Annotated in this window: 25 protein-coding genes; 9 read left to right on the forward strand and 16 right to left on the reverse strand. The window is 67.1% G+C overall.

The window, feature by feature from the left end:
• Positions 1 to 91: 91 nt before the first annotated feature.
• Positions 92 to 922, forward strand: a complete 831-nt coding sequence (locus AC1DOM_RS05050; RefSeq protein ID WP_498960840.1) for an alpha/beta hydrolase-fold protein — start codon at positions 92 to 94, stop codon at positions 920 to 922.
• Here AC1DOM_RS05050 and AC1DOM_RS05055 read toward each other — a convergent pair.
• Entirely contained in the window at positions 841 to 1,359 is a 519-nt protein-coding gene (locus tag AC1DOM_RS05055; protein WP_498960842.1) for a hypothetical protein, read from the reverse strand. The two genes, AC1DOM_RS05050 and AC1DOM_RS05055, sit on opposite strands and share 82 nt — an antisense overlap.
• A 147-nt stretch (positions 1,360 to 1,506) precedes the next feature.
• Here AC1DOM_RS05055 and AC1DOM_RS05060 point away from each other — a divergent pair, with 147 nt between their 5' ends.
• The 4 genes from AC1DOM_RS05060 to AC1DOM_RS05075 all read left to right on the forward strand — a co-directional run bounded on the left by AC1DOM_RS05060 (position 1,507) and on the right by AC1DOM_RS05075 (position 4,923).
• Complete coding sequence (locus tag AC1DOM_RS05060) at positions 1,507 to 2,352, forward strand: UDP-2,3-diacylglucosamine diphosphatase (protein ID WP_498960844.1); 846 nt, start codon at positions 1,507 to 1,509, stop codon at positions 2,350 to 2,352.
• 43 nt (positions 2,353 to 2,395) lie between these two features.
• Entirely contained in the window at positions 2,396 to 3,610 is a 1,215-nt protein-coding gene (locus AC1DOM_RS05065; protein ID WP_498960845.1) for a glycosyltransferase, read from the forward strand.
• Positions 3,607 to 4,110: a hypothetical protein gene (locus AC1DOM_RS05070; RefSeq protein ID WP_498960847.1), complete on the forward strand. Its 504-nt coding sequence runs from the start codon at positions 3,607 to 3,609 to the stop codon at positions 4,108 to 4,110. Before AC1DOM_RS05065 ends, AC1DOM_RS05070 begins: the two co-directional genes overlap by 4 nt.
• 123 nt (positions 4,111 to 4,233) lie before the next feature.
• The gene (locus AC1DOM_RS05075; protein WP_498960849.1) at positions 4,234 to 4,923 is read left to right on the forward strand and encodes a hypothetical protein; all 690 of its coding nucleotides are present in this window, start codon (positions 4,234 to 4,236) and stop codon (positions 4,921 to 4,923) included.
• On the opposite strand, the gene AC1DOM_RS05080 is transcribed toward AC1DOM_RS05075, so the two are convergent.
• Together AC1DOM_RS05080 and galE are read right to left on the reverse strand one after the other, a co-directional pair.
• Positions 4,924 to 6,945 (reverse strand): PAS domain-containing sensor histidine kinase, encoded by a 2,022-nt coding sequence (locus AC1DOM_RS05080; RefSeq protein ID WP_498960851.1) that lies wholly within the window; start codon positions 6,943 to 6,945, stop codon positions 4,924 to 4,926.
• Between the two features lie 75 nt (positions 6,946 to 7,020).
• The gene (gene galE, locus AC1DOM_RS05085) at positions 7,021 to 7,995 is read right to left on the reverse strand and encodes a UDP-glucose 4-epimerase GalE (protein ID WP_498960853.1); all 975 of its coding nucleotides are present in this window, start codon (positions 7,993 to 7,995) and stop codon (positions 7,021 to 7,023) included.
• A gap of 65 nt (positions 7,996 to 8,060) precedes the next feature.
• On the opposite strand from galE, the gene AC1DOM_RS05090 reads away from it, so the two are divergent.
• Positions 8,061 to 9,917 (forward strand): RpoH suppressor, encoded by a 1,857-nt coding sequence (locus AC1DOM_RS05090; RefSeq protein ID WP_498961286.1) that lies wholly within the window; start codon positions 8,061 to 8,063, stop codon positions 9,915 to 9,917.
• Between the two features lie 7 nt (positions 9,918 to 9,924).
• Here the strand turns inward: AC1DOM_RS05090 and AC1DOM_RS05095 are convergent, their stop codons facing one another.
• The 4 genes from AC1DOM_RS05095 to AC1DOM_RS05110 are packed head-to-tail and all read right to left on the reverse strand — an operon-like array spanning position 9,925 to position 15,202.
• The gene (locus AC1DOM_RS05095; protein WP_498960854.1) at positions 9,925 to 12,267 is read right to left on the reverse strand and encodes a type IV pilus modification PilV family protein; all 2,343 of its coding nucleotides are present in this window, start codon (positions 12,265 to 12,267) and stop codon (positions 9,925 to 9,927) included.
• A 12-nt stretch (positions 12,268 to 12,279) separates the two neighbouring features.
• The gene (locus tag AC1DOM_RS05100) at positions 12,280 to 14,007 is read right to left on the reverse strand and encodes a hypothetical protein (RefSeq protein WP_498960856.1); all 1,728 of its coding nucleotides are present in this window, start codon (positions 14,005 to 14,007) and stop codon (positions 12,280 to 12,282) included.
• A gap of 17 nt (positions 14,008 to 14,024) precedes the next feature.
• Positions 14,025 to 14,612 carry a prepilin-type N-terminal cleavage/methylation domain-containing protein gene (locus AC1DOM_RS05105; RefSeq protein WP_498960857.1) on the reverse strand — a complete coding sequence of 196 codons (588 nt, stop codon included), beginning with the start codon at positions 14,610 to 14,612 and terminating at the stop codon, positions 14,025 to 14,027.
• Complete coding sequence (locus AC1DOM_RS05110; protein ID WP_498960859.1) at positions 14,612 to 15,202, reverse strand: GspH/FimT family pseudopilin; 591 nt, start codon at positions 15,200 to 15,202, stop codon at positions 14,612 to 14,614. Before AC1DOM_RS05110 ends, AC1DOM_RS05105 begins: the two co-directional genes overlap by 1 nt.
• Here AC1DOM_RS05110 and AC1DOM_RS05115 point away from each other — a divergent pair.
• Positions 15,201 to 15,404 (forward strand): hypothetical protein, encoded by a 204-nt coding sequence (locus AC1DOM_RS05115; protein ID WP_498960861.1) that lies wholly within the window; start codon positions 15,201 to 15,203, stop codon positions 15,402 to 15,404. The two genes, AC1DOM_RS05110 and AC1DOM_RS05115, sit on opposite strands and share 2 nt — an antisense overlap.
• Here AC1DOM_RS05115 and AC1DOM_RS05120 read toward each other — a convergent pair.
• Positions 15,379 to 15,681: an I78 family peptidase inhibitor gene (locus AC1DOM_RS05120; RefSeq protein WP_498960863.1), complete on the reverse strand. Its 303-nt coding sequence runs from the start codon at positions 15,679 to 15,681 to the stop codon at positions 15,379 to 15,381. The genes AC1DOM_RS05115 and AC1DOM_RS05120 overlap by 26 nt on opposite strands.
• Positions 15,682 to 15,749: 68 nt before the next feature.
• Complete coding sequence (locus tag AC1DOM_RS05125) at positions 15,750 to 16,391, reverse strand: glutathione S-transferase family protein (RefSeq protein ID WP_498960865.1); 642 nt, start codon at positions 16,389 to 16,391, stop codon at positions 15,750 to 15,752.
• A 131-nt stretch (positions 16,392 to 16,522) separates the two neighbouring features.
• On the opposite strand from AC1DOM_RS05125, the gene AC1DOM_RS05130 reads away from it, so the two are divergent.
• Positions 16,523 to 16,879 carry a hypothetical protein gene (locus AC1DOM_RS05130; protein ID WP_498960867.1) on the forward strand — a complete coding sequence of 119 codons (357 nt, stop codon included), beginning with the start codon at positions 16,523 to 16,525 and terminating at the stop codon, positions 16,877 to 16,879.
• 10 nt (positions 16,880 to 16,889) lie between these two features.
• Here the strand turns inward: AC1DOM_RS05130 and AC1DOM_RS05135 are convergent, their stop codons facing one another.
• The 4 genes from AC1DOM_RS05135 to AC1DOM_RS05150 all read right to left on the reverse strand — a co-directional run bounded on the left by AC1DOM_RS05135 (position 16,890) and on the right by AC1DOM_RS05150 (position 19,163).
• Positions 16,890 to 17,495 carry a hypothetical protein gene (locus AC1DOM_RS05135; protein ID WP_498960869.1) on the reverse strand — a complete coding sequence of 202 codons (606 nt, stop codon included), beginning with the start codon at positions 17,493 to 17,495 and terminating at the stop codon, positions 16,890 to 16,892.
• Between the two features lie 68 nt (positions 17,496 to 17,563).
• Positions 17,564 to 17,944, reverse strand: coding sequence for a VOC family protein (locus AC1DOM_RS05140; RefSeq protein ID WP_498960871.1), 381 nt, complete (start codon positions 17,942 to 17,944; stop codon positions 17,564 to 17,566).
• 30 nt (positions 17,945 to 17,974) lie between these two features.
• Complete coding sequence (locus AC1DOM_RS05145) at positions 17,975 to 18,655, reverse strand: 2OG-Fe(II) oxygenase (RefSeq protein ID WP_498960873.1); 681 nt, start codon at positions 18,653 to 18,655, stop codon at positions 17,975 to 17,977.
• A 28-nt stretch (positions 18,656 to 18,683) separates the two neighbouring features.
• On the reverse strand, positions 18,684 to 19,163 hold the full coding sequence (locus AC1DOM_RS05150; protein WP_498960875.1) for a pyridoxamine 5'-phosphate oxidase family protein: 480 nt from the start codon (positions 19,161 to 19,163) through the stop codon (positions 18,684 to 18,686).
• An 80-nt stretch (positions 19,164 to 19,243) separates the two neighbouring features.
• Here AC1DOM_RS05150 and dbpA point away from each other — a divergent pair, with 80 nt between their 5' ends.
• Positions 19,244 to 20,626 (forward strand): ATP-dependent RNA helicase DbpA, encoded by a 1,383-nt coding sequence (dbpA, locus tag AC1DOM_RS05155; protein ID WP_498960877.1) that lies wholly within the window; start codon positions 19,244 to 19,246, stop codon positions 20,624 to 20,626.
• Here the strand turns inward: dbpA and AC1DOM_RS05160 are convergent.
• Genes AC1DOM_RS05160 through AC1DOM_RS05170 form a run of 3 tightly spaced genes read right to left on the reverse strand, consistent with a single transcriptional unit; the run spans position 20,592 to position 23,944 of the window.
• Positions 20,592 to 22,046, reverse strand: a complete 1,455-nt coding sequence (locus AC1DOM_RS05160; protein ID WP_498960879.1) for an alpha/beta hydrolase — start codon at positions 22,044 to 22,046, stop codon at positions 20,592 to 20,594. The genes dbpA and AC1DOM_RS05160 overlap by 35 nt on opposite strands.
• Before the next feature lie 18 nt (positions 22,047 to 22,064).
• A complete protein-coding gene (locus AC1DOM_RS05165; RefSeq protein WP_498960881.1) occupies positions 22,065 to 23,066 on the reverse strand; it encodes a HupE/UreJ family protein in 1,002 nt (333 codons plus the stop codon).
• Complete coding sequence (locus tag AC1DOM_RS05170) at positions 23,066 to 23,944, reverse strand: peptidyl-prolyl cis-trans isomerase (protein WP_498960883.1); 879 nt, start codon at positions 23,942 to 23,944, stop codon at positions 23,066 to 23,068. The genes AC1DOM_RS05165 and AC1DOM_RS05170 overlap by 1 nt, the downstream gene beginning before the upstream one ends.
• Position 23,945: the final 1 nt, after the last annotated feature.

The following is a 23,945-nucleotide window of genomic DNA, read 5'->3' on the forward strand; positions in this document are numbered from 1 at the left end:
GCCGCTTGCACAAAACACAATGCGGGCATTCACGTCGCACTGTGGCGCGCCATGCGAGCGTCGCGCCTCTCGCACGGCAAGGATGACCGCCATGTTCCGTCTGCTGCAGGCCGTGCTCGTCGCCGCGCTGTTGTGTGCGTGCGTGGCGAAGGGAGATCCGTCGCAACCGATTCCGACGGCAACGATTCCCGCGACGAGCGGCAAGGCCGATCGCCTCGTCATCGTTTTGCCAGGTCGCGGCGACGACCTGCGCGCACTGCACGACAGCGGCGTCGCCGACGCCATCCACCAGGCGTGGCCCGATGCGGATGTCGTGTTCGCCGAACTCACGCTCGACTTCTATCGCGAAGGCGATGCGCCGAAGCGCTTGCGGTCCGAGGTGATCGAACCGCTGCGCGCACGGGGCTATCGCGAAGTGTGGATGGCCGGCGCATCGATGGGCGGCATGGGCACGCTGATGTACGACGCGCAATTCCCCGGCGAGCTCGACGGCATGATCCTGTTGGCGCCCTACCTCGGCGACTTCGACTTGCTGCTCGAGATCGACACCGCCGGCGGCGTGCGCCGTTGGAACGGCGGCGCGTCGCAGGGATTCACGGCGCAAAGTTGGCAGCGCGATGTGTGGCGTTACATCAAGCAACTCGCCGACGACCCCGCGCGCAGCCAACGCATCTGGTTGGCTTACGGCGATGCGGATCGGCTGCGCAAGGCGATGCCGCTGTTCGTGCCTGCATTGAACGCGCAACAGGTGTTCGTGCGGGATGGCGGCCACAACTGGCGCGTGTGGACACCCGCCGCGCTGGACATGCTGCGCGCGATCGACGCGCAGCGTGCGACCGCTCACGCGGCGAGCGTGGGCAATCGCGGCAAGGCCTCTTCCGGCACGACTTCGGAGAAGCGCGCGGACACGCGTTCGCCGTAACTGGGCGGCGTCGAAGCCACCAGGTGGGCGAGCGCTTCCAGCAGGCGTTGGAGCAACAGCTCCGGATCGCTGGTCGACTGGATCGACAGGCGCAATTCCGCTGCCGTGGGCGAGCGTTGCAGTTGCAACATGTCGATGAGGTACATCTTCGCTGCGGCGAGCGAGCGGCGCTTCGCGGGCGGCGTCGTCGCCGGTGCGATCGCGGGTGCAGGCGCCATCGGAATGACGACGGGCGCGTTGTCCGTCGAAGCCAGGAACCCTTCGCGCACGAGGCGGTCGATCGACGCGACGCGCTCGGCGCCGAGCATCGCGATCAACTCCGCGCGCGTCCGCTTGCCGTCGGCGAGGATCAGGATCTGTCGGTCGCGCAGTTCCAGCGCGCCGGACTTGCCCGCGCCCAGCGCATCGCGGGCCTTGTCGGTCTTGGACAGTCGCATGGCATTCCCCCTGAGCGGCGAGAGGCTAGTGCGTGGATGTTTTGATTCGATGACAGCGCCGGTGTCATGCGTCCGACGCAACGATGTCACCTGCGTGTCTTCAAGCGGCAGCAGGCTGCGCACAGTCGAACCACGACCGGAGCCCGCATGCGCACGCCCGCATCGTCCGTCGCCGTGCCCTTGCCGCCCACGCCGCGGCGGACCGCCTTCCTCTCCGACATGCACCTGGGATCCAGGCATTGCCACGCCGCGGAACTGGCGGCGTTCCTCGAATCACTGCAATGCGATCGGCTTTACCTGGTCGGCGACATCGTCGATCTGTGGTGGCTCTCGCATCGGCGCGCGCACTGGCAAGCCTCGCACCAACGCGTGATCGAAGCCCTGCATGCATTGCGGCGCGCGGGCACCGACATCGTCTACATCCCCGGCAACCACGATCGTCCGATGCGTCGCTTCTGCGGGCTTGCCCTGCCGGCGATGCGCGTGCGGCGGCGCGCGGTGCACGTCACCGCCGACGGGCGCCGGTTGCTCGTCGTGCATGGCGACGAGTTCGATGCGCAGACGCAGTTCGGCAATCTGCAGGAGCGCTTCGGCGATTGGTTGTACTACCGGATCCTCACCGGCAACCAATGGCTCAATCGCGCGCGCCGTCGGTTCGGCATGCGCTACTGGTCGCTCGCCGAATTCCTCAAGCGCCGCAGCGATGCCGCCGAACATTACATCGGGCGCTATCGCGAGGCGGGCCTGGCCGAAGCGCGCCGCCGCGGGCTCGACGGCATCGTGTGCGGGCATATCCATCGTGCGTCGCTAGAAGTGCGGCGCGGCCTGGTCTACGCCAACGACGGCGATTGGGTCGAATCGCTGACCGCGCTGGTCGAAGACCACGACGGCACGCTGCGGCTACTGTCGCACACGCATGCCACGCTCGCGCGGATCGGGCCCCGGCCGGCCCTCGTGCCCACCCTGCCCTCCGCGCGGCGCCTCGCGGCCTGAGCCGGTCGCAAAAGTGTCACAGGCCTGCCATACCGTGGCCGGCATGGACATCCTGATGGTGTCGGACGTGTACTTCCCGCGGATCAACGGCGTGTCGACGTCGATCCGCACCTTCGCCAAGGCGCTGGTCGCTCTGGGCCATCGCGTCGTGCTCGTCGCGCCGGATTACGGCGGCGCGCACCGCGAGGAACAGCGCATGCGCGATGCGGAGTTCGGGCCCGCGTTCGAGGTGATCCGCTTGCCCGCGCGCACGATCTTCTTCGATCCCGAAGATCGCCTGATGAAAGGCAGCGCGTTGCGGGCGGTGTTCGAACGCCTGGCGCATCGCCGCTGGGATGTGGTGCACATCCACACGCCGTTTCGTGCGCATGCGCTCGGGGTGCGCGTCGGGCGTGCGTGCAATGCGCCGGTGGTGGAGACCTACCACACCTACTTCGAGGAGTACGTCGCGCACTATCTGCCGTGGTGCCCTTCGCCGCTGACGCGCTTCCTTGCGCGGCGCCTGTCCCGCAAGCTTTGCGGCGAAGTCGACCGGCTCATCGTGCCCACCGACGAGATGGCGGATGTGTTGCGCCGTTACGGCATCGACACACCGGCGACCGTGTTGCCGACCGGCATCGACCTGGCCGAGTTCACCGGCGGCGATCGCACGGCCTTCCGCGCGCGCCATGGATTGAAGGACGTGCAGCCGGTCCTCGCCACCGTGAGCCGCCTGGCCGTCGAAAAGAACATCGCGTTCCTGGTCGACGTCGTGCAGCGCCTCGTGCCCGAATTTCCCACGGTGCGTTTCGTGATCGCAGGCGAAGGCCCGGACGCGCCGCGACTGCGGCGACTCGTTCGCGAGCGCGGGCTCGAGGCGAACGTCCTGTTCCTCGGCAACCTCGATCGCCGCACGACGCTGCTGGATTGTTATCGCGGGGCGGATGCCTTCCTGTTCGCATCGCCCACCGAAACGCAGGGCCTGGTGTTGATCGAGGCGATGGCGCTGGGCGTTCCGATCGTCTCCACCGCCGTGATGGGAACGGCGACCGTGCTGCGCGATGCGGCGTCGGCGTTGGTGGCGCCGGAGGACGTCGAGGGCTTCGCCGACCAGGTCACGCGCGTGCTGCGCGATCCGGTGCTGCGCACCTTGCTCTCCGCCGCCGGCCCGCGCGATGCGCGCGCATGGAGCCACGAGGCGCTGATGCAGCGTGTGCTTACTGTTTATGGCGCGCAGAATCCGGCGCCGCTACTGCGAACCGCCGAGGAAATCGCATGACCGCCCATCGCCGTCGCTGGTTGCCGATCCTGTTGCTGCTCACCGCCTGCGTCGCCTGGGCTGCCGCGCCGTGGGTCGATCTCGAAAAGCGCTTCACGCCCAGGCAGATGCACGCGACGGGCCTGGATACGTTGACGCCCGAACAACTCGCGCTCCTCAACCAATTGCTGCGCGACGACGCGCGCGACGCTGCTGCATCGGCGCCCGCGCCCGCACCCGTCGCCACGGTTCCGGCGGAAGGCGGCGAGCAACGCAAGTCGCTCTTCGGCTACGACGAGGGCGTGATCCTCACGCGCGTCGTCGGCACGCTGACGGGATGGGAACCGGGCACCGAGTTCACGTTCGCCAATGGGCAGCGGTGGAAAGTGCTCAAGGGGCATTACACCTTGAACAAGCCGCTGGAGAACCCCGAGGTGAAGATCGTGCCGGGCGCCGCGGGTCGTTGGTTCTTCCGCATCGACGACGACACGCCCGGCGCGCGCGTGTACCGAATCGACTGAGCGTCCAAGGGAATTCTGCGCTTACGCGCGCTTCTTCCGCCACACGCGGCGGCGCACATCACCTAGCGACGCGCGGGCACCGAATCCAAGCTGCGGACTCCGTATTCCATCCGGAGGTTCGCAATGTTCCGCAACGCAATCCGCCGCATCGTCCTCACGGCACTGGTCGGCATCGCATCGTTCGGCTCCACCGCGATCGCACAGGTCGCCGTCACCCCGGGCACTTACCTCATCGACGCGGACAAGAAGATGGCGCCCGGCACCTCCTGGTGGGGCGGATGCGTGATCGTCGGCAACAGCGGCAACGCCAGCGTGCCCTCCCTGTTCGTCTGGAACCCCGATGCGGCCGGCTGCGGCCAGGCATCGGGCAACACGCAACCGCTTTGGTCGATCTATCCGGTCACGTCGCTGTCGGGCAAGGTCGCGCACGTCATCCGCAGCCAGGTCAACGGAAAGTGTTTGATCCGCTCTTCGAACGGCCAGGCGGCGCAAGCGTCGCTGCACCTGTGGACGGACTCGTCGCTCAAGACGTTCTGCGGCTTCCTCACCGCGGAGGCGCTGATCGCCAATGGCCAGGGTGCGTGGGATTTCAGCGGCATGGTGCGCGTGGGTCCCTTCGGTGGTCTTTCCAACTACGCGGGCCGTCCGCGCATCTCGGTCGGCAGCAAATCCTGGCTGGTGTTTTCGCCGGATCCCACCGAATGGCCGAGCCGCCATCCCGATCGTTCGTTGGCGACCTTCACCGACGATGCCGCACTCAGCGATCTGTGGATGATCGGCCTGACCCAGGTGTCGAACGTGCTGCCCAATTGATCAAACCGCGGCGAGCCTCGGCGCGACCGGAAGATCCACCGGCAGGCACACGCGGAACCGCGCGCCCTTGCCGAGGCCCGGGCTCGTGGCCTTGATCGTTCCGCCGTGCTGTTGCACGAGGCTGCGCACCAGCGACAAACCGATGCCGAGGCCGCCTTCGTTGCGGTCCGGCGTCGGCTCGGCCTGCACGAAGAGGTTGAACACGCGCGGGATCAGGGTAGCGTCCATGCCCACGCCGTCGTCCTCCACGTCGATGCACGCCAGGTGGTCGGCCACGTGGACCCGCACGTCGATGTGGCCGCCGTCGGGCGTGTACTTCGCCGCGTTGACGAGCAGGTTGGCGAACACCTGCCGCATGCGCGCTGCATCTCCCATCACGCGCACCGGGCCCTCCGGCAGAGACACGCGAACGGCGTGGCGCTTGCGTTCGACCAGGGGCGCGACCTGCTCCAGCGCTTCGCGCACCGATTGCGCCAGGTCCATCTCGCGCACGTCGAGCACCGCCTGTCCTTGCGTGACGCGCGAAACGTCGAGCAGGTCGTTGACCAGGTGCGTCATGTGTTCCACCTGGCGATGGATGATGTCGCTGGCGGCGAGCACGCGGTCGGGATCGTCGGGAGACATGCGCAGCAGCGAGGCCGCGGTGGCGATCGGCGCGAGCGGATTGCGCAGCTCGTGCGCGAGTGTCGCGAGAAAGCGGTCCTTGCGCTGGTCGGCGTCGCGCAGGGAATACTCGCTGCGTTCCAGTGCTTCCTGCACGAGCTTCTGTTCGTGGATCTCGGTGCAGGTGCCCATCCAACGCACGATCGCGCCGGTGGCGTCGCGGATCGGGAGCGCGCGGCCCAGCGTCCAGCGATACTCGCCGCTGCGATGGCGCAGGCGATATTCGATTTCGTAGGGCTCCCCCGTCGCGAGGCTGTGTCGCCAGCGCTCCCATGCGCGCGGCTGGTCTTCGGGATGGAACATGCCGTTCCAGGCCTCGCCGTCGGTCGAGCCTTCCGGCACACCGGTGTAGGCGTACCACTGGCGGTTGTAGTAGTCGTGGTAGCCATCGGGCAACGTGGACCACACCATCTGCGGGATCATCTCGGCGATGGTGCGGAAGCGTTGCTCGCTTTCGCGCAGCGCGTCGAGCGCGGACTCGCGGTCGGTGACGTCGTGGCCCTGCACGAAGACGGCGGCGGTCTGCCCGTCTTCGCCCACGATGGGCTGGTAGACGAAGTCCACGTAGCGCGGATGCAGCTCGCCGGCGCTGGAGGCCAGGCGCACTTCCATGCCACGACCGACGAAACGCCGTTTGGTCTCCCGCACCTGGTCCAGGAGGTTGAAGTAACCCTGGTCGATGATCTCCGGCAGGACCTCGCGCAGCCTGCGACCGATGAGATCGCTGCGGCCGATGAGTTCCTCGTACGCGGGATTCGCGATTTCGAACACGTACTCCGGGCCGGAGAGCACCGCCATGAAGCCCGGCGCCTGCGCGAACAGCGACATCAGGTGGCGGCCCTGCGCAACAAGCGCGCTGTTCGCATCCTGGACGGCGCGAGCGCGCGAGACCACGCCTTGCCACATCTGTTCCGGCGTCGCGCCTTCGCGTTGGCGCACCGCTTCCAGCTCCGCGCGATTGCGTTCGACCTCGGTGACATCCGTCGTGTGCTGCAACACCGCCTGCACGCGGCCACTGTCGTCGAACATCGGCGTGTGCGTCGCGCTCCAGTAGCGCTCTTCCACGTGCCGGCCGTCCGGTGCTTCGCGCTCGATGGTGTACGGCACCAGCGCGAGCATGTCGGGGCGCCCGGTTTCGAACACGCGCAGCATCGAACGGCGCACCGCATCGCTTTGGGAATGGCCCGCGTCGTCGACCTCGCCCGGGAAGGCATCGAACACGCGACGTCCGACGAGCGCCTGCGTCGTCGTACTCAGGAGCGTCGCGTAGGCCTCGTTGACCGCGAGGTAGCGCAACTCGCGATCCACCACCATGTAGGGGTTGGGCGAATGGCGGAACAGGGCTTCGAAGTCGAGCACGTGCGCTCCGGCGCCGTCGCAGGGTCAGGAAGGCCGGGATTGTGAAGAAGGCGCCGTCATGGCGCCTTCACGCGATCAGAAGCGCTGGTCGCGGTGCCAGCGCAGCGCCGTTTCGAGCATGGGTTCGAGGCGATCGTAGGCGGGCACCCAGCCCAGCGCCGCGCGCGCCTTGTCGCTCGCTGCGACCAGCACCGCGGGGTCGCCCGGGCGGCGGGGCTGTATCGAGAACGGGATCGAACGGCCGCTCACCGCTTCGGCCGCGGCGATCACTTCGCGCACGGAGAAGCCGCGGCCGTTGCCGAGGTTGAAGGCATGCGCGCCGGGATGCGCGTCGAGGAAGGCGAGCGCGCGCAGGTGCGCTTCGGCGAGGTCGTCGACGTGCACGTAATCGCGGACGCAGGTGCCATCGTGCGTCGCGTAGTCCTCGCCGAAGACCTTGAGCGCGGGGCCGCTGCCGAGGGCCGCGCGCAACACGTTGGGGATCAGGTGCGTTTCGGGCGAATGCGATTCGCCGATCGTCGCCTCGGGGCTCGCACCGGCGGCGTTGAAGTAACGCAACGCGACCGAACGCAAGCCGTAGGCGCCGGCCGCATCGGCCAGGATGCGTTCGACCATCAGCTTGCTGGCGCCGTAGGGATTGATCGGCTGCGTCGGATGGGTTTCGTCGATGCGCTCGCTGTTCGGATGGCCGAACACCGCCGCGGTCGAAGAGAACACGAGCCGCGCGACGCCATGCCGCCGCATCGCCTCCAGCAGGTTGAGCGTGCCGGTCACGTTCGCCGCGTAATACGCGTAGGGATCGGCGACGGATTCGCCGACGAGCGAGCGCGCGCAGAAGTGCATGACCGCATCGAAGGTCCGGCCTTCGAACGCACGGTCGAGCGATGCCGGTTGCAGGACGTCGGCTTCGACCAGCTCGCCCCATTGCACCGCTTCGCGATGTCCGGTGGAGAGATTGTCCAGCACGGTGACGCGATGGGCGCGCAGGGCGAGCCAGCGGGCCATGTGGCTGCCGATGTAACCCGCTCCGCCGCAGATCAGGATATGCATGGCGTGGGAGCATGACCCGTTGCATCGGCGCGCCGCAAGGGCCAAGGTCGCCCCATCGCATCGGCATGGAGCACGCGATGAAGTACTGCGACCTGGTGATGAAGGGCGGGATCACGAGCGGCATCGTGTATCCCAATGCGGTCCTGGCCCTGGCCCGGGAGTTCCGCTTCAAGAGCGTCGGCGGCACGTCGGCCGGCGCCATCGCGGCTGCGGTCACCGCCGCGGCGGCCTGCGGCGATCGGCGCAGGGCCGATGGCGCGGCACGCGGCGATACACAGGGCATGGGCTTCGACGGTCTGGCGGACGTGGCCGCGCAATTGACGACGCAAGGTTTCATCGCGCGCCTGTTCCAACCCGCGTGGGGTGCACGCAATGCCTATCGCGCGCTGGTGTGCGCGACGGGCACGGCGCCGCGCTGGAAGAAGATCGCCGCGATCGTCGGCGCGGTCCTGGCGACGGCGCCGCTGGAATTCGCGCTCGTGTTCGGGATGTTGCTCGCGCTCGGCCATTGGCTCGCGAACGCAGGCGGCGTGCTCGCGATGGTGTTGCCGTCCCTGTTCTGCGCGTACGCGGCCGCGGCGATTTCGGCGGCGCTGCGCGTGGCGCGCGTGATGCGCGGGAATCTGTTCGGCCTGTGCAACGGCATGTCCGCAACGTCGAAACCGGCGCTCATCGAGTGGCTGCATGCGGTCCTGCAACGCCTCTCAGGCCAAACCGGCAATGCGCCCCTCACCTTCGCCGACCTGTGCAACGCGCCGCGTTTCGCAGGCGAACCGGCGACGCCCGACGCCATCGTGCTGCGCATGATCACCACCAGCATCTCGCATCGCGAACCGCGCACGCTGCCCTTCCGCGACGTGCGCTTCTGGTTCCTGCGCGACGAGTTCGACCGCCTGTTCCCGAAGGACGTCGTGGACTGGATGATCGCCAATGGCGGCACGCCCGAACAGGTCGAAGGCAAAACGTATTACCCGCTCCCGGCCGACGACCAGCTTCCCGTCCTCGTCGCCACGCGCATGAGCCTGAGTTTCCCGTTCCTGGTGAGCGCCGTGCCGCTGCACGAGCCGGCGCGACGCGCCGCGCCCGAACCCGAAGTGGACCGCGCGCAACCGGCGCCCGCGCAATCGCAGGCCGATGCCGCCGACCAACTCGCCACCGGTGGTGCACGCGCCCCATCGAACATCGGTGCGATGCGCCCGGTGTGGTTCTCCGATGGCGGCATCGGCAGCAATTTCCCGATCCACCTGTTCGATGCCGCGCTGCCCTTGTGGCCGACCTTCGCGATCGACCTGGTTTATCCGGGCGTCGACGACACGCGCGCCGATGCGATCTTCCTGCCCGAACGCAACGCCCAAGGCTGGCAACGCACGTATCAGCGGCTCGGCGACGGCAACGCCGCGGGCGATGTCGCGGGTTTTCTGTTCGGCATCGTGGCGACCATGCAGAACTGGCGCGATCTCCTCCTCGCGCGCGCACCGGGCCAACGCGACCGCATCGTGCACATCGCCCTGCAGGGCGACGAAGGCGGCCTGAACCTCGACATGCCGCAGGCCGTGCTCGAACGCATCGCCGCCAAGGGCACCGCGGCCGGCGAACGCTTCAACACGTTCTCCTTCGAGAACCATTACTGGATCCGCTGGCGCAATCTCGCCTCCGGCCTGCAGCGCTACACGCGCCAGGTCGCGCGCACGCACGATCCCGCACTCCGCGTTCCCGATTACGCCGCCGCGTACGCGTTACCCGAATCGCCCGACACCGAACCGCCGTCGTATGCGTTCACCGATTACTTCCAGCGCAACGAATCGGCGCGGTTGCTGCAGCAACTCGTGCACCAGGGCGAAACCTGGGGCGACATGCAACCCGACCTCACGCAAGGCGCGCCGCGGCCCTTGCCGCAAATGACGATCACGCCGATCTATTGACGCGCGATCACTGCAGCCACGGCTTGTTCCAGGTCGGGGTGAGGATCTTGTTGCCGCCGCCGTTGGTCGAGCACGTGGCGATCGTCGCGTAGGTGGGGCTGCCGGCCTGCTCGGTGAATCCGATCATCACCAGGCCACCCTGCGCGATCGCGGAGAAACTCACGCTCGTCGTCTCGGCCGTCTTGTTGTCGTTGGTGGGCGAGCCGATGATCCCGTTGATGCCGCCCAGGGTCGCCGTCGACAACACATAGTTGCGGAAGGTGGGCACCGCGATCGTGTCCGTCACCGTGCGGCCACCGCAGTTACCCGTGATGCTGCGGTTGGTCGTCGTCTCGAGCCAATAGTTCGAGATCAGCAGCGCGCCCGTCTGCGGCAAGGCATTGCCCGCCGACAACACGCAATGATGGTCCGTCCCGGCCGGCTTCAGGCATTCCTTGTTGACGTCCGTGGACACCGTCGCGAAGACGAATGGATTGCCGCCGCCACCGGTCACGCGCACGTCGAAGGTACCGCCCGTGCTGCCGCCGACCTGGAAGGCCTGCGCATCGGACCACACTTCGCTGTTGTCGTTGGGATCCACGCCGCCGAGATTCGGCAGCGACGCATTGATCGCCACGCCCGAACTCGAGCGCCGCATCTCGCCGGTGTTGTTCGCCGTGCCGGCGGTCTTGCCGATCGTCCGGCTTCCCGAAGGCTGCAAGGGGTCGCTCGCCAACAGGTTGCCGCTGTTGACCGTGATCACCGCGGCGTTGCTGGCCGTCCACTTCGCGATTTCGGTCAGGTTGACCGTCGTGAAGGGCAGGAAGGGCATCACGCATTCTTCGTTCGGCGTGCCGCTCGGGCACTCGCCGTCGGCGGCGGTGTCCTGCAACGCCTTGCCGAGCCTGTCGCGCGCATCCTGTTCGAGATAGTCGACGTACAGGCCGCGCCCATGCAGGTAGCGATAGTCGGTGTTGGAGGCCGTCGCGATGTTCACGGTCGGCGCGTTGAAGAGCAAATCGTTGTTGAACGTGTTCTGCGCATTCGACGGCGCCGTCGACGAGCTGGCGTTGTAGCCGGACAGGAAGCTCTTCACGAAGTTGGTGTAACGCGTCACCGCATCGTTGGTCGGCAAGCCGCTCTTCGCCGCGACGCTGCCGGCCGGCTGCGTTTCGAGCAGGCCGAACTGGCGTGCATACAGGTCAGACGCCGTCCGCCAGAAGCCATCGACGCGCACCAAGCGGCACGAATCCACATACGTCCCGTTGTTGGTGTTGTTGACGGCGACCAGGACATTCGAATTGTTGAGGTCGTACTTGGAGACGGAGTTGTCGTTGCGCTCCGGATCGAAACGCACCTGCGTGTTGTTGCCCGTGTCGTGGTGGTCGCGGCAGCATTCCTGGCACAGGTCGCTTTGCGTCACGCCCGACTTCATGCCCGAGGCCTTCGATTGCCCCGGCGCCGCAGGACTGCCCGCCGGCTGCGCCACCGCGTAGCCCTCGCCGGTCCACACCGCCGGCCACAGCGCCGTGCGATAGATCTCGGGCAGGTTGTTGCCGCCCGCGCCGTACTTGCAGCTGCACTTCACCACTTCCTGGTCGAAGCGCTTCTGGATCGTGACGCCGTCGCCGAAGCCCGGCGGCGAATAGTTCAGCACCGTGTAGCGCGTACCGACCACGATCTGGTTGTTACGCGAACCGACCAGTTCCGGGCTCGGGTTGCTCGTGGCGCTGTTGGATTGATCGCTGAGCGCGATCGGGATGACACCGTTCGTCGCAGGGCTCGTCGTGCGCACGATCGGCCCGCCGGTGCCGACGCTGATCGGGTCAGGCGGGATGACGACACTGCTGGTCAGCGTCATCGCACTGACGTCGGAGACCAGTTGCATGTCGTGGCGCACGTTGCCGGCATCGGTCCACCACGCGTTCAGGGTGATGCGCTTGAACTGCGCGACCTTCGGATCCTGCACGTTCGGTGCGGGCGCGGGCGTGGCGAAGGACCCCGCGCCGTACCAGGTATTGACCGTTTGCTGCGTATTGAGGCTGCCCAGGCCGGACTCCACGCGCGCGCAGTCGAGCCAGTCGGTGTTGTCGGGCGAAGCCGGATCGCAATCATTGGCAGGCACCCCATCCTGGCTGACGACGGCCGCCTGCGTGCCTTCCGGGGTGAGCCCCCCGTAACTCCCGCTGCGCAACGCGTCCATGCGCGCCGACAACATCGCCGCCACGCGTGCGCGGACCTTCGCATCGGCCGACGAGCGCGTCAGGCTGCCCTGCAAGGCCGCCAGTGCGAGCAGGCCGACGGTGAGGACGACGATGGCGACCAGCACCTCGAGGAGGCTGAACCCGCCGCTGCAGCGATGGATGATCATCGTGCGTTCTCCTCAGTACGACTCGCGGTCGGTCCACGCACCCGGCAAGGTCGCGTACACGTCGCCCGTCTGCGTGACGATGCTCCCGAGCACGCTTCTGTCGGAGATCACGGCCGCGGTACCGTTGACTTTCATCTGGCCCTGCACGACGAGCGCGCCGTAGATCGCGGAGCCTGCGTTCATCTGCAGCATGCAATTGCTCGGGCAAGAGCCGGACAGGCTGCTGCCCGTGGCCGGGCGGAGCGTGTTGCCGGTATCGCGCACGAACACGTAACCGAACACGACGCCGTGGATCGTCACCGGCCCGTCGAGGATCAGGAACACCGGGGCATCCGGCGTGCCGACCTGCCCGCTGATGTCGCAATCGGCCTGGCACCAGATGATGCCCTTGCTCGATGAAGCGGACAGCAGCGCGCTGGTGCCGTTCTGCAGCGTGCGCACGAGGTTCTGGTGCGCGAGGGTCGGGATCACCTTGTCGGCGATCTTGTACAGATAGGCCTCGTCGGGTGGCATGGTCGCGATCACCCCGTTGTCGGGGTTCTGGTACAGCACCGAAGCGGCCTTGGTTTCGGCGAAGCAATCCAGGTCGTTGTCGACCCACGCCTTGACGCCGAAGACGAAACGGAACATGTCCGGCGGGAACTCGCAGGTGGGATAGGACAGGGAATCGGAGCGCACGTTGAAATTCGCGCCCACGTGGCCGCCGGTGTTGTAGAGCGTGTTGGAGTTGGTGCCCGCGTCGACGTCGAGGATGTCGATGCCTTCGCAATCGGAGGTGGCGCTCAAGCAGCGGTCCAGGCCGCTGGTGTCGTAACTCAACGTTGCCGGCGCGCCGTTGCCGTCGCAGGTGCAGTCGTCGCAGCGGATCGTGCTCTGGTAGATCGACGGCGTGTGGTTTCCCTGCGTGTAGCGGAAGAATTCATCGGAATAGCAGGTATTGGGCGTGCCGTGCTTGTCGATGTCCAGGCGGCTCCAGACCGAGACCGGCACACCGGTGCCACCGGCCCTCGCGTTCGTCACGATCTGCAGGTTGCCGGTCACGTCGACCGCGCCGGAAGCCATGATCGGCGGCGTGCTGACGATCTCGTCGCCGAGCTTCGGATACTGGCCCACGGTTTGGACGAGCGTGCTGTTGGTGTTTTCGCCGGGCAGGCGCGCAACGCTGACGAAGGTGGCAATCTCCACGCTCGACGACCCGACGGCGCCGCAGGGGATCGGCGATGTCTCCGTCTCCGGCGATTGCGCGAAACACACGACCGGCGCCACGCCGTAGGCGACGCCCTGCCCGTTCGCCATCGAGGTGATCTTCGAGGAGGCCGGCATGCGCAACATGTATTGCGACAGCGCGGTGTCGATGTTGCCGATGGTGTTGGTGGTGTCGGCCCTGAGTCGGTACATCGAACCGCGGCGCGAAAACTCGGTGCCGTTGACCTCGAACCGCGTGTCGGGGACGGCGCCGCAGGGGAAGGTCGTGTCGGCCGCGTCGCAACGCTCCCAGAGCCCCGCGTTGGTCAGCATGTCCGGGTGTTGCCGGATCAGGAATTCGAAGCCCTGGGCCAAACCGGCCTCGGCCACTTCGCCTGCCACTTTCGAACGGACGTCGTTGCCGGTGCTGTGCTGCTCGAACACGCCCACGCGCAGCGCGAACAGCGTCAGCAGGCCCGCGAGCAACAACAACACGAGCGCGATGAGCAGCACGGTGCCCGACTGGCGCGAACGCGAAAGACAGTGGGCACGCATGGCGGCCTCCGTGGTGTTCAAGTGCCCGTACCGACCGAGCGCACGTAGACGGTCTGGCGCATGGTCCGTACGACGGGCGTGGCCGAGGGATTGGTATCGACGAGGCGGCCGGTGATGGTCACGTCGATCTGCCGGACGAAGTCGTCGGGGGCGGTGGTGGGAAAGCGTTCGAAGCGGAGGTCGGTGATTTCGACTTGATCGGAGCTGAGCTGGGCGCCGCCGCCGACACAGGCGTTGGGGCGAGCGTTCGCACCGCGAATCATCAGGCGGCCATTCTGCAAAGCAAGCGTGTGCCACGGTCCTTCGACCGCATCGTCGTAGGCGTAGATCGCACACGTATTTCCCGGCGTGCGCACTTCGCGATACGCGTTGGCACCCAGCGCCGCACTGAGCGGATCCCCCACCGACCGCGCACGCCGCAGGTCATTGGCGACCAGGTTGAGGGTCGCGCGCAATTCCTGGTTCAGGCGCGTGGATTGCAGCGTCTCGCGATTCGACCGGATGACCGCGACGACGAGCGTGGTCACCGCCGCCATCACGACGAGCGAGAGCACGAGCGAGACCATCAGCTCGATCAGCGTGAATCCCGCTGTCCGCTGGCGCATCAACATTGCGACATCCCCGACAACACCGGACTCGCCGCCGGCGTGCACGCCCGGGCCTGGCCCAGCGCTGGCACGTCCACGCGGACGTCGTACTTCCCGGTCGGAGAGGTCAAGGTCAGGGTCTGGTTGCCCAAGGTCCGGTTGACGCCACTGCCCGAGACCATCGCACCCAGCGTGTTGTCGAACAGGATGTCGCCGGGAAGCGCGCCGATGGAGACGTCGCGATAGTCGGTCGACGACACCACGCGTCGAATGCCTGCAACCATGCAGTCGTTGCCATCGGTGCAGTCGCAAGCGTCGGCATCCGTACGCGCCTTTTCGCCAGGCGTCGGCGCATCCGCCGCGTTCGCGCCCACGCACCAGTTGGTGCCACTGCCGCTTGCCGAGACCAGGACCGGCAAATCGTTCTTCACCGCCTCCGCCCGCGCCTGACTGATGAGGCTGGCCACGTCGTCGGCCGCCGCGCGCACGCGGTTGCGGTCGAAGAAGTCGGACAACGACGGCGCGGCGAGCGCGGCCAGCACCGCGATGATCGCCACGGCGATCATCAGCTCCAGCAAGGTGAATCCGGGGGACGGCGCGCGCGCCATGATCCTGACCTGTGTGGCCTGCACATTTGCGTGCACGTGCATTGAAACGCCGCTGGCGCTTCTTCACGGGCACGAAACGGACGGGCGGGCCAGCGAGGCGGACGAACGAAAACGCAAGGTGTATCGCTGCGCGCGCCGCAGCGCGATGATGATGCTGCGGCGCGTGCGCCTTTCGCTCAGTGGCAATCGAGCGATTGGATGATGTTGTCCTTGTCCGTGTAGATCGTCAGGCGGTCGGGGCGGTAATCCGCGCGCTCGACATTGTCCGGCCCGATGATCCGCCACAGCCCGAAGCCGCTCTCGCGCACCAGGCGGCGCGCGTTCGCTTCGTTCGCGGGCTGCCCTTTCGCCCAGTCGAGCTTGGAGGTGTCGCACTTCGCGACGCCCTTGCCGTTCGGGGCCGTTTTCTCCTTCGCGTCCGTCGTCGCGCATGCGCAGAGCATGCAGGCCACGACGAGTGCAAGACCGAACCGATGCATCGCGCTCTCCTGGTCATCGTCCCGCCGAACGCGGGGGCTCAGATTAAATCAACGCAAGGCGGCCGCATTCACGGCAATTCGCCGATCGAATGCGGATCGATCGAATATGGATGCATCTGCGCCAGGAACCCCGGCTGCGCTTCCACGCGCGCCACCCATGCGCGGAACGCACCGAACGGCGCGAGCGACAGGCCCGCCTCTTCTGCGCGGCTTGCATAGGCGAACAGCGCGATGTCCGCGATGGTGTAGGTGTCGCCCGCGATGAAGTCGCGTTGCGCGAGTTCGCGATCGAGCAAGGCGAGCGTGCGCACGCCGCCCGCGCGCTTGCCTTCGACGAGCTCGGGCGAACGCTTCGCAAGTTTGCCCGTCATGGTCCAGTGGCGTAGCGAACCGATGACGGCTTCCACGTTCTCCTGTTCGAACGACAGCCACTGATGCACCTTGGCGCGCGCGAACGGATCGCCCGGCAGGTACTGCGTGCCATCGGCGAGGAAGGACAGGATCGCGTTGGATTCGGCGAGCGTGCGGCCATCGTCGAGTTCCAGCACCGGCACCTTGCCCGTCGGGTTGCGCGCGAGGAACGCCGGCGCGCGGCCTTCGCCTTCGAAGATCGACACTTCGACCGTGCGGTGTTCCAGCGACAGGTGCCGCAGCAGTTGGCGGACCTTCCAGGCGTTTTGCGAAGGCAGGTAGTCGTAGAGCGTCGGCATCGGGGCGCATCCGGTTGGAAAACGCCAGTCTGGCGCGTCGCGTCAAGCGCCAATATCCGATTCCTGCGCAGGCCGCCTGCGCTTTGGCTTCGCGTTAGGCTCGGCATCCCCTCCCCCCGCAGGATCCCGCCATGGCCCGCTATCTCGCGATTTTCACCGGCACGCCCGAAGCCCGCGCGGCGAGCGGATGGGATGCGTTGCCCGACGACCAGCGCAAGGTGCGCGAGCGCGAAGGCATCGCCGCCTGGAAGGCGTGGATGGAAAAGCACGCCGGCGCCGTCGAGGAAAACGGCGCGCCGTTGGGCAAGACCCTGCGCGTCGACAAACAAGGCGTGCATCCGATCCGCAACGCGATGTCGGCCTGGGTGGTGGTCCAGGCCGATTCGCACGACGCGGCCGCGCGCATGTTCGAAGGGCACCCGCACTTCACAGTCTTCCCCGGCGACGGCGTGGAAGTGATGGAGTGCCTGCCGATGCCGGGCGGCTAGCCCGCGGCGCTCACGCGTCGGTCAGCGCCGACTTCACCGCCGGCGGAAGCACCAGCAGCGGAATGATCCGGTCGGCGTTGTCGACCAGGAATTGGCAGCTCTCGGCTTCGCCAAGATGCGCGCCCTTGCCGATGTCGCGCATGTCCTGGTCGATCGCCTGCACCATCTGCGGCTTGATCAGCGGATACGCCTGTTCCGGATCGGTGCCTTCGGCGGCGAGGATGGCGGTGGCGCGCGCGTATTCCTGCGAATGCGCACTTTCGAATGCGGACACGAACGGGCCGATGTCCACGCCGCGCGCGTTGCAATAGTCCTTGCGCGTGCGCGTGTTCGACCAATGGAAACCCATGTAGAAGCCCGCCGCCATCTTGGCGCGGTTCTTCGCATCCAGCGAAGCGAGCGTCTTGTTCGCCAGTTCGGTGGACGTCGCCTTCATCGCATCGGCGAGCGGCATGTCCGGGTGGTCGGCTTTCGCCTTGGCGACCATGCCTTCGTAAGCGGCCTTGGCCTGCACCTGCACGATCGCCGGTGCGATCTTCTTCGACCAACTGCGATGCACTTGATAGCCCACGATCAGGACCGCGACCAGCGCCGCCGCCCACATGACTCGCTTCATGTCCCCTCCCCAGAGGCTCCCCGGGCCGGGACCGGCGGTCCAGGCTGGCGCGGATCATAGCGTGGGGCTCACTCCCAGGTGGTGGCGTTCTTCGGCCAACCGGGGCGTTGCACGCGGACGATGCAGAACCGCTGGCCCGTCGGTGCTTCCATCACGACCCAACGCTCGAGCGTGCGCACGACTTTCGCGCCGAGCCGTTCGAGGCGCGCCACTTCGGCCGGGATGTCGTCGGTCTCGATATCCAGGTGCACGCGGCTTTCGTGCGAGACGCGCTGCAACTGCACGATGGGTTCGTCCTGCGGCGTTTGAAGCATCACGTAGTCGCCGCGCGTGCCCGGGTGCTCGCGGTCGATGCCACGGCCGAGCGCGGCGGACCAGAAGCCGGCCGCGGCGTCGATGTCATCGGTGTTGCAGTCGATCAGCAGGGCGCAGAGTCGGGAACGGTGCATGCGGCAATCTTACTGAATCCAGGCGCGCCCTCAATCCAGGTGCGCGGCATTCTTGTCGCGATGCTTGCCGTAGCCGCGGTCCATGCGGCCGGTCAACCATTTGACGAAGCGCGAGAGTCGGCCGCGCCGTGTCTTGCGCGCTTTCGCCGCGGCATCGACCAGCCAGGCCACCTGGATCACGTGCCGCTCGCCTTCGAACGGCAAGTGCCCGTGGTAGGAGCAATCGCTGCGCTTGAAGGCGGCCAGCATGCCGTAGACCGGCGGGATTTCCGGCACGAGCGTGGCTTCGATGTCGTTGGGCTGCGTGAGGAAACGCAGGCATCCTGCGTGCGTTTCGCTCGGCCATTGCGGGTTGAGATACAACAGCGCGCTGGCGACTTTCGACAAGCTGTCGGTGTGGATCGAACCGTGGCGAAGGTTGAGCGAGCGGCAGATCGTCACCAATGGCGGGTATTGCGACAGCCGCTCGATGCCGAGCTGTTGGCCGAGCGCGTCGGCGAACGCAGGCGCCGTCAGCTCCGACACCAGTGCGTTGATGCTCTGCCCGCAATCATTGTCCGAATGGGGGAAATACCCCGCGCCGCTGTAATGCGGGAAATCCGCATCGAGCTCAGCGCGCGCCGCATCGTCGAGCACGTCGCGCGCGATCAGCAGCGGGAACGGCGCATTGCGCACGTCGGCGACTGCGAGCTGGTCGGGGCGCAACAGCATTCGAACCTCGCCGATGTCGAAGGTCGACTCAGTGCAGGTCGACCTTGGCGACATGCTCCTTGTAACTCTTCTTCGGATCCACGCCGAGCAGCAACTTCACGCCCGCGAACAGGCTCGAGGCGTTCTCCCACACTTCGGCGTCGTCGGCATCGAAGCGCAACAGTGCGAGCTTCGGATCGTCCTTGCCCTCGTACCAGGCGGCGATGAAGGGATTCCAGAGACGGTCGATCACTTCACGGTCCATGTGCAGCGCGAGGGAACCGCGCAGGCTCGCGAACAGGTCATGGCCCTTGGATGCAAAACTGCCAACGGCGCGGGCACCCGTATCGCCCAGTTGTTGCACCAGCGCACTGTCGCGCGCCGTGAAGAACCAGATCGGACCGCGTTCTTCCTCGTACACGGCGGTCAGGGGGCGCGCATGGTCCTCACCCTGCAGGCCGACGAAGAGCGTCCGGTCGGACTTCAGCGCCTTCCACATTTTTCCTTCGAGTTCCTGGGGCGTGGACATGCATGGCTCCGCAATGGGGACCAGCCGGTTGTATTGAAACCACGGTGAACGCGGGGCGATGGCGGCCGGTATCATGGCGCATGAACGACGCCGTCGAATTCTCCGATCTCCCGCTCGATCCGGCGCTGATGCAAGGCCTGGATGCGCTCGGCCACGTGCGCATGACACCGGTCCAGGCGCGCAGCCTCCCGGCCTTGCTCGAAGGCCACGACCTGATCGCCCAGGCGCCCACGGGCAGCGGCAAGACCGCGGCTTTCGGCCTGGCCCTGTTGCAACGCATCGACCTCCCGCAAATCCGCGCGCAGGCCCTCGTGCTGTGCCCGACGCGCGAACTGGCCGACCAGGTGGCCAAGCACATCCGCAAGCTCGCCACCGGCTTGCCGAACCTGAAACTGCTGACGTTGACCGGTGGCGTCGCGCTCGGGCCGCAGCTCGCGTCGCTGGGGCATGCGCCGCACGTCGTCGTGGGCACGCCGGGCCGCGTGCAGGAATTGCTGCGCAAGAAGGCGCTCGACCTGCGCGGCATTCGCACGCTGGTGCTGGATGAAGCCGATCGCCTGCTCGACATGGGGTTCGAGGAGCCCATTCGCGAAATCATCAAGGCCACGCCGAAGGACCGGCAGTCCCTGTTGTTCTCCGCGACCTTCCCCGATGCCGTGCGCGCCATCGCGCGCGCCACGATGCGCGAGCCGGTCGAAGTCACCGTCGAAGGCGCCGCCGATGCCGCGCCCATCGAACAACGCTTCTACGAGGTCGATCCCGAGCGCAAACCCGCCGCCCTCGCCGGCTTGTTGATGGACCATGGCGGCAACAACGCGGTCGTGTTCTGCAACATGCGGCGCGATACCGAAGAAGTCGTCGCTTCGCTCACGCATTTGGGTTTCTCCGCGCTCGCCTTGCATGGCGACATGGAACAGCGCGATCGCGAGGAAGTGCTGGTGCGTTTCGCCAATCGCAGTTGCACCGTGCTGGTCGCCAGCGACGTCGCCGCGCGCGGACTCGATATCGAAGACCTGGGCGCGGTGGTCAACTACGACGTGCCCAACGACCCGGACACCTACCTGCATCGCATCGGACGCACCGGCCGCGCGGGCCGCGAAGGCCTGGCGCTGACGCTGTGCACCTCGCGCGAGTTGCCGCGGCTCAAGGCGATCGAGGACGCGCTGAATCTGCGCGCCACTTTGCAGCGTCCGCCGATGGCGGCGTTGAAGGCGAACGTCGGGCAACGCGCACCGATGGCGACGCTGCGCATCGACGCGGGCCGCACCGACAAGCTGCGCCCGGGCGACATCGTGGGCGCGCTCACCGGCGAAGGCGGGTTGAAGGGCGACACGATCGGCAAGATCGATGTGTTCGCCACGCGCAGCTACGTCGCTGTTCCCGCGGCGCAGGCCAACAATGCGCTCGCGCGATTGACGCAAGGCAAGATCAAGGCGAAGCGGTTCCGCGTTCGGAAGCTGTGATCGTTGCCGTGATGCGCCGGGCCATCTCGTCGTAGAACGGATTCCACGTCAGGCGGTCGATGCTGTCCTGCGAAATCGCCAGCGTGTTGCGCTCGCCGCGCACGGCAACGGCGCCCAGTTGCAGCACCGGTAGGCCCGACGGACGATTGCCGTAGAGCGGATCGTCCGCGGGAAACGGCAGCGCGACGTGCGAGAGCGAATACACGTCGCCCGGGTAGCGCATGCCGAGTGTTTGCGTTTCGACCTGCGCGGCGCCCGCGCGGCGGGTGCGCGCGCTGGCCGTCGCATCGCTTTCCGACGTCGCGCCGATGAGCGTCAGCGTGTAGCGCCGCGGGACCTTGAAGGCATCGCGCATCCACGCGGCGGCGGTCGGCCGCAGGATCGGATCGATCACGCGCCCGCGGTGCACATCGAACAACACCAGTTCGCTGCCGTTCGCGAGGAGCCTGTCGAACAGCCGCACCATCACCGCCTGCGCCGTGACGGTGTCGTCGACCACGGATTGGAACGCGAGGATCGGCGGCACCTGCCCCATCGCCTGCCGTTCGACGACGGCATCCATCGCCTCCTGCAGATCGCGCGTCACCAGGTAGGATTCGCGCGCCGCGCGCACTGGGAAGGAGTTGTACTTGAAGGGGTTGTATTCGGGCAGCACGTCGAGCCACGCCGACTTCGCATAGCGACCGAAATACGCGGGCACGCCGGCGAGACCGGCGTAACGCGCGAAGGCGTTGACCTCGATCATCGGCGAGAGCAGCACGATGCGTTGGACATCGCTACGCTCGCCCTTGCCGACGCGGCGCATGACGTGGAGCAGCGCGAGCGCGCCGCCATTCGAATAACCGACCAGGTGCACCGGAAGGCGATGGCCGGCACGGCGCGTGGCTTCGGCCATGGCCATGTCGACCGTCGCTTCCCATTGCTTGCGGCCTTCGCGCGTCAGGCCGGCGGGGACGGTGCCATGGCCCGGCAGGCGCGGCACGATCGCGATCCAGCCGGTGTCGCGATACAGCTGCGCCAGGCTGCGCATGCTGTACGGACCGTCCGACAATCCATGCAACAGGACGACAACGCCGCGCGGTGATTCGGCAGGCTCCAGGACGAAGGAGCGGTTCCAGTCATGGCCGAAGGACGCGGGCGAGGACAGGCCCCCGTCGTTGTAACGATTGATCGGCGTGCGGTCGGCGGGCGTCATCGTCCGCTGCAGATCGCGATGCAATTGGTCGAACATCCGGGACTCGGCCGCGACGTAGTCGGCCCACGTGCCGCGCGCGATCGCATCGGCATGCAACTCGACCGGCACGATCGTGTGCCAGGGCCGCAACGGCGGGCCTTGCGTCGACTGCCAGGCGCGCAGCCCTAGCAAGGTCAGGAGAAGGAGCAGACCGAGAATCGCGACCCGGCGTATCCATGCGCGCATCGGCGCGTCCCCTTGGAATCAAGCCCAGATCGACACTGTACGCTGGATCGTCCAGAACGCCGCGGCACCGCCGATCGCATAGGCCGGCGCGTAATGGCTCCAGGCCGGCAGGCGCCGGATCCAGCGTTGCGTGGCCGCAACCATGGCAAGTACCGCGCAGACGAACGACAACTGCCCGATTTCCACGCCGACGTTGAAGGTCAGCAGCGCGACGGGAATCGCCTTCTGCGGTAAACCGACATCTGCCAGCGCGCCGGCGAATCCGAATCCATGCAACAACCCGAACGAGAACGCGACCACCCACGGCGCGCGCGCCGTGAGCCCCGGTTTTCCCTGCATCCCGCGGATCACTTCCGCGGCGACGAACACGATGCTCAGCGCGATCGTCGCTTCAACCGGCGCACCGGGCACATGCACCCAGCCCAGCGTCGCGGCGACGAGCGTCAGGCTGTGCGCCGCGGTGAAGGCCGTCACCGTCGCGACGATCCGCCTGCCGCCGCGCACCACCAGCAACAGCGCGAGTACGAACAGCAGATGGTCGATGCCGCCGAGGATGTGTTCGACGCCGAGCACCAGGTAGGACCAAGCGACCTGACTCGTCGTCGCGGGCGCCTGCACGACGAAGGCCGTGCGTTCCGGCGGGAGGCGTTCGACCTGGCTGGCGCCGTCGGCCCATTCCACGCGCGCGATGATGTCCGTCGCGCCCGTCGCGCGCCCTTCGAAGGCGATCGCCTGCCCCACCAGGCCGCCCGGCCGGTGCACACGCCACTGCTCGACGATCGCGTCACCCGTGAATGCGCTGCGCGGCGGCGCATCGACCACCGTGCCGTCGGGAAAACGGACATGCATCGCCATCGGCGTGCTGCGATCCAGCGCCGGCAACTTCCACAACACGTCGTAACGTTCGGCGTCGACCTGCCGGAGTTCGAAGTACGCCGGGCGGAAGGTATCGGCGTGCGCGATGCCGAACCAGGTACCGAGGATCAGGAACAGGACGATGCACCGGATCGGCCATCGCATCACGGGGCACCGTCGGCCGCGAGGCGTTTGACGTTCTCGGCGATCGATTGCGCGAGGTCCGCGTCGATGTCGACGGTATAGTGCTTGCGCAGCGCCGCGAGATAGGCGCGGTCGGCGCGTTGCGTGCGATCGCGCAACCAGTCGCGCTCCACGTCGTCGCGCACTTCGGCCAATGGCGGCATGCGTGCCGGTGTGCGTGCTTCCACGCGAACCAGGTGCATGCCGTAACCGGAGGCGATCGGCCCGCTCCATTCGCCGAGCGGCGCGCGGCCGAGTGCGTGCACGAATGCGCTGCCGAACAATGCCGCAAGATCTTCTTCGCCCATCGCATCGACGGTGGCCGGCAACAGCGTGGCGTCGCCGGGCGATGCATCGATGCCGCGCGACAACAGCGCCCGCGCCGCCCGCACGTCGGCATCCAGACGCGCGCCGCGGCGCCGCGGATCGAAATACACCTGCTGCAAGGTGTAACGCGGCGCGATGCGATAGGCCGCCGGATGCGTCTGCAACCAGGCCTGCAACTCGGCGTCCTGCGGCACCGCGGCCGCCATGCCTTCGTTGAGCGAGGCCATGCGTTGCGCGACGCGGCGGCGCACGACTTCGTCTTCGCGATCCAGCCCGGCGGACAGGCCTTCGCGATACAGCATTTCGTCTTCGACCCAGGCTTCGATGGATTGCCGCAGTTCTTCCTCCGTCGGCGGCCGTTGCCAAGTGCGTTCGAAGCGCACGGCCAGGGCATCGGATTGCGCCTGGTCGACGACGATCGCCGATGGATCGCTCGCCGCGTGCCCGTTCACGAACGCGTTGACCGCGAACAGCAACGCACCGATGGCGAGGAAGTGCAGCAAGGGTTCGCGGAGCAGGCGCGGGACGTTCAAC

This window comes from Lysobacter sp. P5_B12, from assembly GCF_056400425.1.

Bases quoted from the DNA above. Each gene is read 5' to 3' on its own strand.
- AC1DOM_RS05070 (WP_498960847.1), top strand. From the start codon at position 3,607: ATGACCGCCCATCGCCGTCGCTGGTTGCCGATCCTGTTGCTGCTCACC.
- AC1DOM_RS05150 (WP_498960875.1), bottom strand. From the start codon at position 19,163: ATGTCCACGCCCCAGGAACTCGAAGGAAAAATGTGGAAGGCGCTGAAG.
- AC1DOM_RS05115 (WP_498960861.1), top strand. From the start codon at position 15,201: ATGATCCTGACCTGTGTGGCCTGCACATTTGCGTGCACGTGCATTGAA.
- AC1DOM_RS05075 (WP_498960849.1), top strand. From the start codon at position 4,234: ATGTTCCGCAACGCAATCCGCCGCATCGTCCTCACGGCACTGGTCGGC.
- AC1DOM_RS05105 (WP_498960857.1), bottom strand. From the start codon at position 14,612: ATGCGCCAGCGGACAGCGGGATTCACGCTGATCGAGCTGATGGTCTCG.
- AC1DOM_RS05055 (WP_498960842.1), bottom strand. From the start codon at position 1,359: ATGCGACTGTCCAAGACCGACAAGGCCCGCGATGCGCTGGGCGCGGGC.
- AC1DOM_RS05160 (WP_498960879.1), bottom strand. From the start codon at position 22,046: ATGCGCGCATGGATACGCCGGGTCGCGATTCTCGGTCTGCTCCTTCTC.
- AC1DOM_RS05165 (WP_498960881.1), bottom strand. From the start codon at position 23,066: ATGCGATGGCCGATCCGGTGCATCGTCCTGTTCCTGATCCTCGGTACC.
- AC1DOM_RS05050 (WP_498960840.1), top strand. From the start codon at position 92: ATGTTCCGTCTGCTGCAGGCCGTGCTCGTCGCCGCGCTGTTGTGTGCG.
- AC1DOM_RS05095 (WP_498960854.1), bottom strand. From the start codon at position 12,267: ATGATCATCCATCGCTGCAGCGGCGGGTTCAGCCTCCTCGAGGTGCTG.
- AC1DOM_RS05065 (WP_498960845.1), top strand. From the start codon at position 2,396: ATGGACATCCTGATGGTGTCGGACGTGTACTTCCCGCGGATCAACGGC.
- AC1DOM_RS05060 (WP_498960844.1), top strand. From the start codon at position 1,507: ATGCGCACGCCCGCATCGTCCGTCGCCGTGCCCTTGCCGCCCACGCCG.
- AC1DOM_RS05100 (WP_498960856.1), bottom strand. From the start codon at position 14,007: ATGCGTGCCCACTGTCTTTCGCGTTCGCGCCAGTCGGGCACCGTGCTG.
- AC1DOM_RS05145 (WP_498960873.1), bottom strand. From the start codon at position 18,655: ATGCTGTTGCGCCCCGACCAGCTCGCAGTCGCCGACGTGCGCAATGCG.
- AC1DOM_RS05120 (WP_498960863.1), bottom strand. From the start codon at position 15,681: ATGCATCGGTTCGGTCTTGCACTCGTCGTGGCCTGCATGCTCTGCGCA.
- AC1DOM_RS05090 (WP_498961286.1), top strand. From the start codon at position 8,061: ATGGAGCACGCGATGAAGTACTGCGACCTGGTGATGAAGGGCGGGATC.
- dbpA (WP_498960877.1), top strand. From the start codon at position 19,244: ATGAACGACGCCGTCGAATTCTCCGATCTCCCGCTCGATCCGGCGCTG.
- AC1DOM_RS05140 (WP_498960871.1), bottom strand. From the start codon at position 17,944: ATGCACCGTTCCCGACTCTGCGCCCTGCTGATCGACTGCAACACCGAT.
- AC1DOM_RS05110 (WP_498960859.1), bottom strand. From the start codon at position 15,202: ATGGCGCGCGCGCCGTCCCCCGGATTCACCTTGCTGGAGCTGATGATC.
- AC1DOM_RS05125 (WP_498960865.1), bottom strand. From the start codon at position 16,391: ATGCCGACGCTCTACGACTACCTGCCTTCGCAAAACGCCTGGAAGGTC.
- AC1DOM_RS05135 (WP_498960869.1), bottom strand. From the start codon at position 17,495: ATGAAGCGAGTCATGTGGGCGGCGGCGCTGGTCGCGGTCCTGATCGTG.
- galE (WP_498960853.1), bottom strand. From the start codon at position 7,995: ATGCATATCCTGATCTGCGGCGGAGCGGGTTACATCGGCAGCCACATG.
- AC1DOM_RS05130 (WP_498960867.1), top strand. From the start codon at position 16,523: ATGGCCCGCTATCTCGCGATTTTCACCGGCACGCCCGAAGCCCGCGCG.